The organism is Aneurinibacillus soli (genome assembly GCF_002355375.1).
GTDB lineage: Bacteria > Bacillota > Bacilli > Aneurinibacillales > Aneurinibacillaceae > Aneurinibacillus > Aneurinibacillus soli.
Map to the genome: position 1 here is coordinate 1,226,257 of NZ_AP017312.1, position 14,189 is coordinate 1,240,445.

At 41.9% G+C, this 14,189-nt stretch carries 13 protein-coding genes; 7 read left to right on the forward strand and 6 right to left on the reverse strand.

Going from position 1 to position 14,189, the window contains the following annotated elements:
- Nucleotides 1–38: 38 nt before the first annotated feature.
- Nucleotides 39–3,362, reverse strand: coding sequence for a trifunctional glycoside hydrolase family 18/polysaccharide deacetylase/glycosyltransferase family 2 protein (locus tag CB4_RS06205; protein WP_096467654.1), 3,324 nt, complete (start codon nucleotides 3,360–3,362; stop codon nucleotides 39–41).
- A gap of 122 nt (nucleotides 3,363–3,484) precedes the next feature.
- Nucleotides 3,485–4,831: a hypothetical protein gene (locus CB4_RS06210; protein ID WP_096464129.1), complete on the reverse strand. Its 1,347-nt coding sequence runs from the start codon at nucleotides 4,829–4,831 to the stop codon at nucleotides 3,485–3,487.
- A gap of 113 nt (nucleotides 4,832–4,944) precedes the next feature.
- On the opposite strand from CB4_RS06210, the gene CB4_RS06215 reads away from it, so the two are divergent.
- Both CB4_RS06215 and CB4_RS06220 read left to right on the forward strand, forming a co-directional pair.
- Entirely contained in the window at nucleotides 4,945–5,634 is a 690-nt protein-coding gene (locus tag CB4_RS06215) for a response regulator transcription factor (RefSeq protein ID WP_096464131.1), read from the forward strand.
- Between the two features lie 5 nt (nucleotides 5,635–5,639).
- Nucleotides 5,640–7,040: a sensor histidine kinase gene (locus CB4_RS06220; RefSeq protein ID WP_096464133.1), complete on the forward strand. Its 1,401-nt coding sequence runs from the start codon at nucleotides 5,640–5,642 to the stop codon at nucleotides 7,038–7,040.
- 54 nt (nucleotides 7,041–7,094) lie between these two features.
- Here the strand turns inward: CB4_RS06220 and CB4_RS06225 are convergent, their stop codons facing one another.
- Both CB4_RS06225 and CB4_RS06230 read right to left on the reverse strand, forming a co-directional pair.
- Nucleotides 7,095–7,388 (reverse strand): DUF2653 family protein, encoded by a 294-nt coding sequence (locus CB4_RS06225; protein ID WP_096464135.1) that lies wholly within the window; start codon nucleotides 7,386–7,388, stop codon nucleotides 7,095–7,097.
- Nucleotides 7,389–7,414: 26 nt separating this feature from the next.
- Nucleotides 7,415–7,870 carry a hypothetical protein gene (locus CB4_RS06230; protein WP_096464137.1) on the reverse strand — a complete coding sequence of 152 codons (456 nt, stop codon included), beginning with the start codon at nucleotides 7,868–7,870 and terminating at the stop codon, nucleotides 7,415–7,417.
- Nucleotides 7,871–8,076: 206 nt separating this feature from the next.
- On the opposite strand from CB4_RS06230, the gene CB4_RS06235 reads away from it, so the two are divergent.
- The 3 genes from CB4_RS06235 (at nucleotide 8,077) to CB4_RS06245 (ending at nucleotide 11,317) form a co-directional block, all read left to right on the forward strand.
- On the forward strand, nucleotides 8,077–9,210 hold the full coding sequence (locus CB4_RS06235) for an MGDG synthase family glycosyltransferase (RefSeq protein ID WP_096464139.1): 1,134 nt from the start codon (nucleotides 8,077–8,079) through the stop codon (nucleotides 9,208–9,210).
- A gap of 14 nt (nucleotides 9,211–9,224) precedes the next feature.
- On the forward strand, nucleotides 9,225–9,986 hold the full coding sequence (locus CB4_RS06240) for a polysaccharide deacetylase family protein (RefSeq protein WP_096464141.1): 762 nt from the start codon (nucleotides 9,225–9,227) through the stop codon (nucleotides 9,984–9,986).
- A gap of 110 nt (nucleotides 9,987–10,096) precedes the next feature.
- Nucleotides 10,097–11,317 (forward strand): GNAT family N-acetyltransferase, encoded by a 1,221-nt coding sequence (locus tag CB4_RS06245; RefSeq protein ID WP_096464143.1) that lies wholly within the window; start codon nucleotides 10,097–10,099, stop codon nucleotides 11,315–11,317.
- Nucleotides 11,318–11,412: 95 nt separating this feature from the next.
- On the opposite strand, the gene CB4_RS06250 is transcribed toward CB4_RS06245, so the two are convergent.
- Together CB4_RS06250 and CB4_RS06255 are read right to left on the reverse strand one after the other, a co-directional pair.
- Nucleotides 11,413–11,727: a YbjQ family protein gene (locus tag CB4_RS06250; RefSeq protein WP_096464145.1), complete on the reverse strand. Its 315-nt coding sequence runs from the start codon at nucleotides 11,725–11,727 to the stop codon at nucleotides 11,413–11,415.
- A gap of 166 nt (nucleotides 11,728–11,893) precedes the next feature.
- Complete coding sequence (locus CB4_RS06255) at nucleotides 11,894–12,139, reverse strand: YkuS family protein (protein WP_096464147.1); 246 nt, start codon at nucleotides 12,137–12,139, stop codon at nucleotides 11,894–11,896.
- 752 nt (nucleotides 12,140–12,891) lie between these two features.
- On the opposite strand from CB4_RS06255, the gene CB4_RS20850 reads away from it, so the two are divergent.
- Together CB4_RS20850 and CB4_RS06260 are read left to right on the forward strand one after the other, a co-directional pair.
- On the forward strand, nucleotides 12,892–13,059 hold the full coding sequence (locus CB4_RS20850) for a hypothetical protein (protein WP_157737819.1): 168 nt from the start codon (nucleotides 12,892–12,894) through the stop codon (nucleotides 13,057–13,059).
- Nucleotides 13,060–13,091: 32 nt separating this feature from the next.
- A complete protein-coding gene (locus CB4_RS06260) occupies nucleotides 13,092–14,141 on the forward strand; it encodes an HD-GYP domain-containing protein (RefSeq protein WP_096464149.1) in 1,050 nt (349 codons plus the stop codon).
- The last annotated feature ends 48 nt before the right edge of the window (nucleotides 14,142–14,189 follow it).

Sequence of the window (14,189 nt, forward strand, 5' to 3'; positions counted from 1 at the left end):
CTCACTATCCAAAAAAATGGATTGCGTGGGCTCCCTTTTTATTTATTCACTGCACTTCCTAGCCGTTTAAGCTTATTCCATCCAACTGTAATTCCTCGCAGCGCAGACCCGATTGATTTTATGACAACATACGTCATGAACTGTCGGTAAATAATTCGCTGCAGGAACAGCCAGATCAGTGGTTTTGGACTTTCTTCCTCCAGGCGGAATGCATAGAAGGAGGCAAGAAAATCAACCAGGAAGAATACAACATAGAACAATAACGTTTTTTGTGGCTGTACGCCGAACAGTCCCATGACAAAGAGAATGTCAGCAAGCGGTGCAATCAACTGGAATACGTATTGGAACAGCCACATATTAGGCAGACCAACAAATCCGAGCGATTTTTGCTTCCGATTGAAGAGAGCACCCCGATGTTTCCATAAGCACTGGAGGGTGCCATACGTCCAGCGATAGCGCTGCTTGAGCAGGCTGCGGACATCTTCCGGCGCTTCGGTATAGGCGTAAGCTCGTTCCTCGTACATAATCCGATACCCGTTACGCAGGAGTGTGAGTGTAATATCAGTATCTTCTGCCAGGGTATCTTCCTGAAAATAGCCAACTTCGGCTACCGCTTTTTTGCGCCATGCTCCAATGGCGCCTGGAACGACGGCAATACAGTTTAGTTCATCGAACGCGCGTCGGTCCAGATTAAATCCAGTTACATATTCCACCTGCTGCCATTTAGTTAGCAGGTTACGGGTATTTCCGACTTTTACGTTTCCAGAGACCGCAGCGATATTCGGATCAACAAAGTGACGGGTAAGCAGAGCAATGGCGTCTGGAGCAATAAGCGTGTCTGCATCAAGGGCGATGACGATGTCACCAGATGCTTCCATGAATCCGCGGTTTACGGCAGACGATTTCCCGCCATTTTCTTTGGAAATCAGTTTGACATACGGATATTCTCTAAATGTTTCTTTAACTACTTCCGCTGTACGGTCAGTCGATCCGTCATCGACAACAATGATTTCAAAGTCTGGGTAGTTACTTTCCAAAATCGAATGTATCGTTTTCGCAATGACTTTTTCTTCATTATAAGCTGCAATGACTACGCTGACCGGTGGAGTAAAGTTCATATTCACCACACGGGCGCGACTTCTTCGCTTCTGTCTGGAAGCAAGATAGATCAGAACAAGGAAGCGAATCATCCCAACACCGATGGACAGATAGAATAAAAAGGCGATTCCTTTCTGCCATCCGGAAACAGCTGTGAAGACAGTTTTGTCATACGTCATAAACGGACTTTCCGTGTGTTCAACAACAGGCATAAGATCGTTTGGCGTCTTCCCGAGTAATTGATGCACCGTCGTAAACGTGTAGCCCATATGCTGTAGTTTTTCAATGAGCTTCGGTAGTGCTTCGACTGTATGGGAGCGATCACCACCTGCGTCATGAAGCAGAATAATATTCCCATCCGGTAATTCTTTCATAACACGTCTTACAATCTCATCACTAGATGGGTCCTGCCAGTCTTCCGGGTCGACTGCTTCCCCGACCATCGTATAGCCCATTTGCTGTGCCCGTAAAATCGGCAGTAGCTCTTCAGGCGTAGATGGAGAAGAGTCGGCCACGTAAGGCGGACGAAACATCGTCATGGAGTGCCCGGTCAGCTCCTGGAACAGCCGCTGATTCGCATTTAGCTCCATTTTTGCACGTATCGGGGAGATGGCCGCCACGTTTGGATGGGTAAACGTATGGCTTCCGATCTCATGGCCTTCTCTATACATTCGTCGGATGATATCCGGGTTTACCTGCGCATTTTCGCCCACAATAAAGAACGAGCCTTTTATATGATACCGATCCAGAATATCGAGAATTTTTGGTGTATATTCTGGATCAGGTCCATCGTCAAACGTGAGAACAACTTGCTTACCTGCCGCTTTACCATATCGACTTATCTGGAACGGAGAGGGATAAGTCGTATAGGATTCTCCGGAAAGTGTTCCGTCTTCATCCACGGAAAAGTCCCGTTCTCCATCTTTGGCAGACGAAGTGATCTGCAAAATCTCACCGTCTCCTGAATAATGAACAGGTTCCGGACTTGTTAATGTATGAAGTGTATTGACTTGTGACTGAAATTGATCCGGCTGGTTCAATACATTCCAGACAGTCGGATCTTCTGAGCCAAGTCGCCACAGGGCGACGCCCTTGGCTCCATTTTCATGTGACATTTTCCATTCATTGTACAAAGAAACACCATCTAAAAACCAGATAATGTGTTGGTCTTCGCCTTCTTTGTAACGCACATATGGATTTTGGCTAGCTTGATCCCACTGGATGTGCAGATGGGAAGCGCTCGCCATATCCATAATATCGCCAAATGTCACGACATCGGCAGGGTCACTGCTGTTTTCTGTCCAGTCGTATCCGTAGCTTCCTAAGCTGACGATCAGCTTGTCAGGTGGGATATCGAGTTGGTCTAATGATTTCTCAAACCAGGAACTAGAGGCGATCGGCCCTGGTTTTCCTGTTTGATAATGTTCATCATAGAGCATGACAATCATTCGGTCTGTAACTTTGGCGAGCGCACCGTAATCAAAAGCGTCATCTTTCGCCGGGACATCCTCAGTCAACTGCAGACCAGCAGCATGGAACGTATGAGATAACTCTCCCATAAAAGCAGTGAGAGCATCCTGATCTTTCGGATCGATTGATTCAAAGTCAATGTTAAAGCCGGAATACCCATTCGTTTTTGCTTCTGTATACAATTGATCAATGACTTTCTTTCTGCTTTCGGGCGAAACAAGTAGGTTGTGAACAAGTGCAGCATCCCATTTTCCATTCACAAAGTTATTGATAAGCGGCATAACTTTTACATGATTATCCGCCGCTAATTTTTTTACATCAGGTTGAACGTCCTTTTGTAAGGTTAAACTAGAAGTAAGGTGATACCATTCTGGAATTACGGTAGTCAGGGAACGAATATTTTTTTTCAGTGAGATTTTACTGTTTTCATCCCAATTTACATAGAATCCGTATACTTCTTTTTGACCTGACGACTGGACTTTGTTGTCTTTATGATGCTTTTTAAAATCAAGCTGAAAAGTCGGGTGTTTTTTCTCTTCTTCTTTTAGCTGCGCTATTAAAGAGCGCTCATTAATTTTTTCGATAATGGGGCTAATGAGAGCAAATTTGCTGTTTTCATTAAAGGATAGCCGCGGAAGAGATGGATCTGAATTCAGGCTAAAACCAAATACGCATAAGACAAGGACCGAAGCGATCCCGAACACGATACCAAGCCGTTTTATCAAAGACCAGCGACGGCCTGAATCATCATAAAAAATGAAATTTTTTGTTTCCGGTTTTTCCGTGCGGTTCATTTTTTTACGGTATAGCGAAGTAAACAGAAAATAAACGAGTGCAATAACGAGAATGATTTCGACAATATGGATATATGGTATCCATTCATTAATCATATCTGATCCTCCATCTTTCAGAGTAGTTATAGTGCCTGTGGCGCTGTCTTCGTATAATCAAACGTGTCAGGTGCGAACCATTTAATACTGATGCTTCGCTTTCCGGTTTGGTCCGGAGGGTTATATTGAACGTCTTTTGGATCGAGTCCATGTTCACCGATAAAAAGTTCTACTTTATGAGGATCTGCTACGTAGAACGTTATTCCGCGAACATCGTTTATCGTTACAGGACGTGAGCCAAAGAGCGGGTCTTTAATGGAGTGTAGTTGAATTTTTGTTTTTCCTTCCTGTGTGGTCGTAACCGAATAAGTAAGAAAATTGTGTGCGACATTGTAGTGAAGCAGACGGCTAGTGCGTGCAACTAGAATGCGGCCACTATCTTGATAATGGGCAAGCATACGCAGCGGTTGAATGTTCTTGTTGTCAAACGGATAGGGCCCATTTCCACCGCCAAAGTGCTGGGCAATGATCGAATATTCATGTCTAGCTACCAGTTCATCTAGCCTTTTTGGTGTTAGTTGCATATACAAAGCTTTCGGTCCCCAGGTCCAGTTCACACCGTGTTTTGTCCGGTCAAAAGCATAGCGATGAAATCCCCATATGTTCTGTCCATCACGCAGCCTGATCGGAAAGATGGCATTTTTTTCTCCGAATGCAGCGTCTCCTCTTGAGTTCCATACGAAATGCACATCATTCTTACGGATTAGATCCGTATGGTAGTAGGGGGAATATTTATTGTCACCTTGCTGATATGCAGTAAAGCTGAACGGAGAATAGGCCCCGAAGTTCTCCCGATTTGCTTCATTCCCGTGATTGATCCATATGTCAGGATGGATACCATCCTGATTCAGATGATCCCATGCTGCGATAGCAAGGTCTCGCGTACAAAGCCCTTCATTACGGTTTACACGTGAAAAATCACCATACCCATGCATAGAATCAATCCAGCCTGCACGATAATAATGGTTAATTAAGGCAGCATCTTTCTTCTTGGTGCGATCTGTTCCAGTAAAATAGGTCATAATTGCATTTGACGTATGCTTCTGATTGTCCACATAATAAGGATGAGAGCTATTCGTATCCATATACATCCAGAAACTATCGCCAACATCAAGTCCTAATCCGGTTCCCATAGGTGTATGGGACTTCGTGTTTAAGAACTGATGGTATTGAGCAAATTCTTCAGGAGTTGTACCATCAATATCGGAAGCAAAAGAAAGCATAGCCTGATATGGATACGGAAATGGGCGCATCTGCACTTGTGGGACGGAAGAAGCTGAAAAGCCGTTCTTGATAAAAAATATAATGCCGATCATGGCCGATAAAAGTAATGCCATGATGATCCCAGGACGGGTTAGTACGGTACGGTTCATAGCTTTCTATCCTTCTTATTTTTCTCTGTATAGAAGAGCATAAGATAACAAAATAAGAAGGGGCTGAGAGATATATTAAAATTTGATGAGAGGAAAAAAAGGAGGGAGAAATCTTGAGGAAGATTCTAATCATTGAAGATGAAGAGAATATCGCCCGGTTTATTGAGCTTGAACTTAAGCATGAAGGATTTAGTGTAGAAATTGCCTATGATGGCAGAAACGGGCTAGAAAAAGCACTGGATGTAGAGTGGGATATGATTTTGCTTGATCTGATGCTTCCTGGTTTGAATGGAGTGGAAGTATGCAGGCGAGTTCGACAGACGAAAAATACGCCGATTATTATGCTTACCGCTCGTACGAGTGTGCTGGATCGTGTATCCGGACTTGACAGTGGCGCGGATGATTACATTACAAAACCACTGGCAATTGAAGAATTGCTTGCTAGAATGCGGGCTTTATTTCGTCGTACGGATAACCAGACGGAAAAAAGGGTGGATTCTATACTGCGGTATAAAAATATTGAAGTGAATACCGAATCACAAATTGTAAAACGTGACGGAGAAACTATTTCGTTAACAAAACGGGAGTATGATTTGTTAACGATGTTTATGCGTAATATAAATCGGGTAATGACCCGGGATTTGCTACTGGATCTTGTATGGGGGTATGATTCGGCAGTAGAGACAAATGTCGTGGATGTGTATGTCCTGTATTTGCGCAACAAACTCGATACATCGGGACAGGAAAGCATCATTCAAACTGTGCGAGGAACAGGGTATGTCATTCGAAATACAGAAGGATAACGGATATGTATAAAAAATGGACGCCTCGTTCTCTTACATCACGCCTGGCCTTTTTATTTACGATTGCTATGGTCTTCTTTTTGTTGATTATGAATTTATTTGTCTACTGGGCAACGATGCAGCTTGTTTATCGTCACCAGCACCAACTGCTCCAGTCGAAAGCTGATGTGATAACGAACGAGATATCAGAGGATTTGTCTACCCATTCCAAGCTGAATCAGGTTCATTTGCGGCAAATGCTTAGTAAGTTTGTTAATGAATATCAGGCAGTTTCTCTTTTCACAGGAGATGGCACAGAAATTATTACAATAAGAGGACCAAGATGGAGACCGGAGAGTATAAGCGATATTGCGAAAGTATTTGAGCCCGAATCGTATTTTATTATTCAGATGAGAGCGTTTCGGGAAGATCGGACATTCTCTGTTCCTGGTTTTGCTAAGCCGCTGCGGCTTGAAATGCTTGAAGATGCCAAGCCGTTGAATCATTTTATTCGGACTCTTCTCCTTATCCTTGGCACAGCATCCGTTGGAGCCATTATGATTTCTGGTGTAGGTGGGTATGTTTTGTCTCGTTTGGGTTTGCGACCGTTGAACCGGTTAATGACAGAGATTTATGAGATGAAAGCCGCATCTTTATCTCCACGGTTATCACTCCAATCGACAGCGCAAGAAATTACGGCCCTTACGGATGCGTTTAATGGGCTGCTGGACCGAATTGAAGCTGCATTGGCCAAGCAGAAGCAGTTTGTCTCGGATGCCTCCCATGAATTACGCACGCCGTTGACGATTATTGATGGGTATTTACGACTGTTAGACAGATGGGGAAAGGATGAAGTAGAAATACGGGAAGAAGCGATACAGGCGATGAAGCAGGAATGTGGGCGACTGTTCCATCTCGTAGACGATTTGCTGCTGCTAGCCAAGTTGGAGGAAGGAACTGCATCGGCAGAAATTTTAGAGGTGCAGGATCTCGAGCCGCTCTTAGAAGAAGTACAACAAGCCTGGTCATCAGCTTTTCCTGCTCATTTGAAATTAGTTTGTGAGTGGGAAGATTCGCTCGTGATTGCGATGGATCGGGAGAAATTTCGCCGACTTCTGGATATTTTTCTTGATAATGCACGCAAGTATACGGATGAAGGGGAGGTGCGACTCAAAGCTTATAAGCAAGAAAATCAAGTCCATATTATTGTAGAAGATACGGGGATTGGGATTGATGAAAAAGAAATTCCCTTTCTCTTTGAACGTTTTTATCGCGTAGATAAATCACGCAATCGTCAAAAAGGCGGTAGTGGACTGGGCCTTGCGATTGCTAAAACGATTATAGAGATGCATAGAGGAGAGGTTACGGTGTGCCGTACCGATCAAGGAGGGACAGCCATTCATATTGTACTTCCTAGTTATGGATAAGTTCTCAACAAAAAAGAAGAGGCGTATAACCCCTTCTTTTTTTGTACAGTCTTGTTAGACAACAATGACTTCAGCACCAATTTTTTCAATCTCAGAAAAAGTAAGATCAACTCGCAGATGTTCAGGAATAAAACAGTGATATTCAGCTAAATAAAAGGCGATTGAATCGACGATGTCTTGCTCATAGAACAACGTATGTGTAAGACGGCTGCGAATATCGGCACTAAATCCTCTGTGTTGATCAAACTGAAGATCGACCTCGATGTCCTGTGGATGACCACCATGATGTCGAGTCGCAAACACACAACATGAATCAATTATATCTTGTTCTGAAAAATAAAGCTTCATAACCGTTCACTCCTTCGTATGCTTGATTATCTGGATACGAGACGGCGAATAAGGAAAAAGCCGATCGCAATAATTACGATATCAACGAGCAAGCCTGTAGAGGAGAACCCTGAAGTTCCACCTGCACCAATACTGCTTGCTCCACCAAACGGATGAATCATGCTACCAAGCAAAGTTCCAGCTCCGAATGCGGCCGCATGGGACAAGAATCCGCCAGATTTTTTTGGAGGATCGGCTTGGTGACTACTGTTTGTATAAGAATGCTGCGTGTGATTGCTCACCTGAGAAGAAGGAGAGCGATAGCCTGAATGATACGTAGTGGAAGCTGGACTTTGCGTTAGACGATTGCTGTTGTGTACACTCGACGCCCCGCCTTGGTGGTAGGAACTTGAATGTCCTCCGCTGAACCCTTTTGCGAATACGGATACGGGGGACAACAACATCAATCCTGCAATGAGTACAGAGACGACTTTTTTATACATGGAGTTCCTTCCTTTCTGTTTGTTCTGGTATGGGTCTATTTTTAAAAAAGACGATTAGAATTAAATTAAAACCTTCTTTAAGCAGAATTTAATTTTTTTTACCAGATTCTAATCAATTTCTTAGTTTTGCCTAATACTCCTTCATTATAATAATTCGAATGCTGATCAAACAACAAATGACTTGAAAAACCTGGGAGATGGTAAACATGAAGGCAGTAAGGAAAGAAAAAGTATGTATTCTTTCCGGAAACTATGGCGATGGACACCTGCAAGCGGCTCATGCCATTCAAGAATCCGCCCGTTTGCATATACCTGAGGTAGAAACGCTTCTTGTAGATTTTATGGAATGTGTACATCCATATTTTCATTCCATTGGAAGAAGTATCTTTATTGAGGGAGTAAAAAACTTCCCTTCTATATATGGATATATTTATCGAAAAACACGTCCGGTCAATCGGTTTTCTCTTTTTATGAAACCATTCAATCACTTAGGAATATGGCGTATGATCCGCCTTTTGCAGGAGACACAGCCTTCTATTGTGGTGAGTACGTTTCCATTAGCTGCCTGTATGATTTCAAAAGTAAAGGAACTAGGTTTAACTAGCGCGGATGCTGTAACGGTAATTACGGATCATACGGACCATAGTAGTTGGATTCATCCCTATACAGATCGGTATATTGTAGGATCAGAGTTTGTTCGTACGTCCTTGAATCAACTGGAAGTAGAAGATGAAAAGATTCGTGTAACCGGCATCCCGGTTCGACCGGAATTTTGCAAGACATATAATCGCAACGCTCTTCGAGATAAATTCAACCTCGATCGAGAACGGCCGACTGTTCTGATTATGGGCGGAGGGTTCGGGATTATTGGAGAAGGATTGTCGAAGCTTTTATCTTCTGAGCTCGTATCACAGTCTTTGCAGATTATCGTGGTATGCGGTCATAATGAAAAACTGCGGCAAGAGTTAGAACGATATCAGACAGTTTCAAAGCATGTCTTACTTGTAACAGGGTACGTAAATTACATTCATGAGCTCATGGCGCTTTCTGACTTCATGATTACTAAGCCAGGCGGAGTAACGACAGCAGAAGCGATTGCGATGGAACTTCCGATGCTTCTGTATAAGCCGCTTCCTGGTCAGGAACAGGACAACGCTCAATTCTTGATCAACAGTGGAGTGGCCTTGTATGCAGAACAGGAGGCGGATTTACACAGGTATCTGACTCAGATGTTAGAAAGTCCCGAAGTTTTAGCAAAAATAAAGGGAAACTTTCGGCATCTGCATTCCAAATGGGCAGCTTCTCGAGCACTGGATGTTATCATAAAAAAGGGAGTATAGGCAGGTTGGACAGGATGGGGAAGTTATTGCTGGATGGGCTACTCGTTTTTGTGTTACTATATGCGGTTATTCCGGGTATCATGGCGCGTATGACGGGGATGGGCGCATTTCGGAAGGGGCACAGAGTACGAGGAATAGCGCTTACGTTTGACGATGGACCTGATCCACGCTACACACCGTATTTGCTGGATTTGTTGAAAAAGTATAACGTAAAGGCCACGTTTTTTGTTGTCGGATCAAAAGCAGAAAAGCACCCTGCTATAATTCGGCGTATGCAAGAGGAAGGGCATGTAATTGGGATTCATAATTATGTTCACCGTTCGAATTGGGTTACGAATCCATGGAAGTTGTGGCAACAGATTCATCATTCAGCTGATATCATCGAGCGTATCACGGGGCAAAGACCTATGTATTATCGCCCACCATGGGGGCTATTTACCATTTTTGATTTTATAATGGGAAAAGAATTTTTCTTTGTATTATGGTCGGCAATGGCCGGAGACTGGCGAATTCAGGTTGACCATAATGTTCTACAGAAAAGAATTCTGACTTGCTTGCATGGGGGATGTGTACTCGTTCTACATGATAGCGGTGAAACATTTGGTGCCGACCATGACGCACCCCTGTATATGCTTAAGGCATTAGAAGGTGTATTGCAAGATGACGTAAGTAAAACGTATTCCTTTGTTTTGATTAATGAAATGATGGGACATACGTCGAAAAATAGTTTAATGACGCAGAACCGTACAGGTACATGTAGGCATGAGGCCAGATGAAACACATTCCTTTTTGGGAGTGTGTTTTTTAGTACTAGTTATAAAAAGCAGATCATTTCGTACACACTAAATGGAAATAGCGTGGTATTGATAAAATGGAGGTTATATTTATGAGTCGCCATAAATTACAAGAAAGACTCAAAATGAAAAATGTTGAAACAAAACATGGGGAGCAGTTTAACGATTTACTGCGCTATGTGTTTCAAGTAACGAATCAGGAATTACAACGATTTGGTTGGGAGAATAGAGAAATCGCACAAGCTAAGCTACCTGTGCTAAAACAGGCCGATGTATTAGGGTGGTTTGATGATGATAAGCTAATTTCACAGCTAGCCGTGTACCCATTTCAGGTAAATATTTTTGGACAAATATATGAAATGGGTGGATTGACAGGTGTAGGCACGTATCCTGAATATGCCAATCTCGGTTTGATGGATCAGTTGATGCGCCAGGCGCTGACAAATATGCGTGAGCGGAAACAATCGATTTCTTATCTGTATCCGTATTCGATCCCGTATTACCGTCGGAAAGGCTGGGAGATTATTTCAGATAAAATGTCTTTTGAAGTTCAAGATACGCAACTTCCAAAATTGAAGACGGTGTCCGGTGATGTGGAGCGCGTAAGCATTGAGCATCCGGCTATAAAAGATGTTTATCAGCGGTTTGCTTTACAAAAACATGCTGCAATGCTCCGAAGTGATTTGGCGTGGGAAGAATATTTGCGGTGGGACCTGGATGATTTGACAGCGGCAGTTTATTATGACAGTAATGATCAGCCAATGGGCTATCTCATGTACTGGATTGCCGGTGAGGTTTTCCATATGAAAGAAATGGTGTTTGTAAATGAAGAAGCGCGGACGGGTTTATGGAATTTTATTAGTGCCCACTTCTCAATGGTGACGTATGTCAAAGGGTATACATATACAAATGAACCGCTGGCTTTCTTATTGGATGATAGTGATATTAAGGAGACGATTGCCCCTTATTATATGGCCCGTATTGTAGATAGTAGACTTTTTATCGAGCAATATCCATTTCAGTCTCAAGAAACCGAATGTCAATTAACATTTAATCTGCGCGATCCAATACTTGAGTGGAATCAGGGGAACTTTACATTGACGGTGGATAAGCAAGGAAAAGGAAATTTAGTAGAAGGAGGAGATAATCCGGCTGCTACATTTGATATCCAAACATTGACGACAATGCTAATGGGATACAAGCGACCGTCTTACCTGGCACGGATCGGTCGTTGTCAGGCAGATGAAGCCACAGTCAAAATGCTTGAGCGGCTGATTATTCACGAGAAACCATATTTCTCGGATTATTTCTGATGAAGGGAAAACAGTAGCGTAAGCATCGTGGACAAAAATAAGCCAGGTTTGCTCAAAAGACAGACCTGGCTTGACCGGTAAGCACGTTCCTTTATTTATCGGACTCTTACCGCCGTTCCCGTAGCGATACACATCATCATACCATCTCGAAGCGTTTCAAAATCTAGATCGACACCAATAACTGCGTTAGCACCTAGCGTCCGCGCTTTATCAACCATTTCTTTGATTGCGATCTCTCGGCCTTCCGCTAGCTTGCTTTCGTAAGCGCCGCTACGTCCCCCAATAATATCCGTAATCCCTGCCATGAAATCACGCACCACATTGGAGCCCATAATAGCCTCCCCGGCCACAATCGAAATATATTCCTCAATTTCCTTCCCTTGAAGCGTTGGGGTCGTTGTAACGATCATCGTGATTCCTCCTATGAGAGATATGTATTTTTAGAAGCTCATTCTTTATTACGAAATTCGTGTATCTTTGTTTCGGAATTTTTCCCTATTCCCTTTATCACGACTGATACAATCAAAAAGAGAGGCTGTATATAATCGCCTCTCTGCTACATAGATGCTATACCGATTATGCTTGGAAGCTGTTGTCTACCTGCTGGCAAACCTGCTCAGCTGTTAGGCCGCTTGCATCGATTACAGACCCTTGTGCCACTACATTTTGTATCCCCATTACATTCTGATCCGCACCTGAAATCACACAGCAGTCGCAATTTTTTGCATCTGACTCGTTTTTCAGGTCAACAACTTGATGACCGCGATTTTGAAGTTCTTGTTTCACCGCTGTCAATGATTGTTCTACTGCAATTTTCGCCATAATATCCACCTCCTTGTCAGTTCATAGTTATCCCAGATAAGGAGATTTTTATGCACCCTTTGTAATCATCAGCACGCTGACCATGTGTTTCAAAGACATTATGAACACAACCTGATGTCAAAGAAGTGTGGCAAGTATCGTGATTTCATCGAGTTTTCGGCTGAAGCGTTTGAACAGGAATAATGAGGAAGTGGTTATTGAGCAGTCAGATCGGTGATTGATCTTTGGGGAATAAGTTGATTACATTGAATAAAAGGACAAGTCGATTCAAGGTTTAGTCTTGTCCATGAGATCATCCTTTATGTTGGAATTGTACAGGAACAACCTGCATAAACCAGTATAAAGGATTTTTTTATGGATCAATAAAGATTCTGATAATTTAGATTGGATTAATGCGACACTAGTGGTTCAAAATTAAAAAATGAAAATAACTAGTGAGTGACAGTGTTTTCATTACATTTATTGGATTTTGTTTAGAATTTGTTCAGTGGAGTAATGTACACTTTGATTATAGTTGCTACTATGCAGTCTATGTTTGATAAAAAAGGAGGGGTGCATTATGTCCGATATTACACATTCCTTATAAATCAAAACCTGAAGCCATACGCCAATAACACATAATTTTTATGTAGAAGTAAAGCCTTTTTTGAAGAAGAATCAGAATCGACTCTTCTTCATTTTCTTGTCGCCTTATTATCTATGTGATTTTTTGGAATGAAGGTGGAGAGCTATGAATAAGGGAGAAGTAATATATGAAGGAGTCATTCAGTTCCTGTGCAGTAGTCGAGGCATTAATTCATACAAAAGAAGAGATTAAAAATAAAATTATGGATCCATCTATCACTTGGGAAGAACGTCTTCTGCTTTATGAGGCGATCCAAAGGATTAACAAATATATCAAAGAGATTAGAGAAGGTTAAACATAATTATCTAATCTTAGAAGGGAGTCAAGATGAATATAAAGAAGTCTAACTTTGATTTCGTTGGTTCTTGTTTAAAACATGATATTATTAATCACCATGGCATACTGCTTTTATCAGCAAACACCACAATAGATAAAGAACATATTGTATTGCTTATGAATAATCATATCGTTTTAACCGAACATGATTTCATTTTAGAACAAGAAAATAATCCTGCTCCCCAAAAAGATACGATAACAGAAAAGCTGATTGAAGAAGCAACCCTACAAGTGAAAGATATTTTTCAATTTGTACGGGAGAGAAATAAAATTCCTATACTAGAAGTGAGAAACCATATTATCCCTGTAATTCATCAAGCATCTGAAAATAGCGATGTAGTTCAATTGTTTTCCATGCTGCAATCAAAAGACGATTATACCTATCGACATAATATTGGAGTAGGGGTATTTGCTACTTTACTTGGAAAATGGCTACATTTACATGAATCTGATTTGAAATTGCTGACCATTTCGGCTACGTTACATGATGTGGGAAAAATGAAAATTCCCGATGAGATTTTAAATAAGCCAGGTAGATTAACTGCTACGGAATATGGTGTAATCAAGAAACATACGACTTATGGGTATGAAATGCTTAAAAAAACAACAGGTATCTCTCCTACATGCGCTCTTGTTGCTTTACAGCATCATGAGCGAGAAGATGGAAGTGGATATCCATTTGGATTGAAAGGCGATAAAATTCATCAATTCAGTAAAATTGTGGCGGTGGCTGATATTTTTCACGCTATGACTTCTAAGCGTGTTTATCACGAACCGGCTCCCTTTTATAAAGTCATTAACCAGATGCAAGAAGATCGGTTTGGCAAATTAGATCCTAAAATAATCAGATTATTCTTGCATAAAATTATGATGATTCTTATAGGTAGTGATGTTGTTCTTTCAGACGGGAGAAAAGGGAAAATTGTAATGATTCATACCCATGAACCTGCTCGACCACTCGTCAAAATAGGAAATGAATTTATTGATTTAAGTAAAAGCTCATCGATAAATATAGAACAGATCGCACTTCCTTACGCTTAAATTTAGAGAGGAGAATAAAGCTTTGGGCTAAGTGTCTTTTTACGTTTC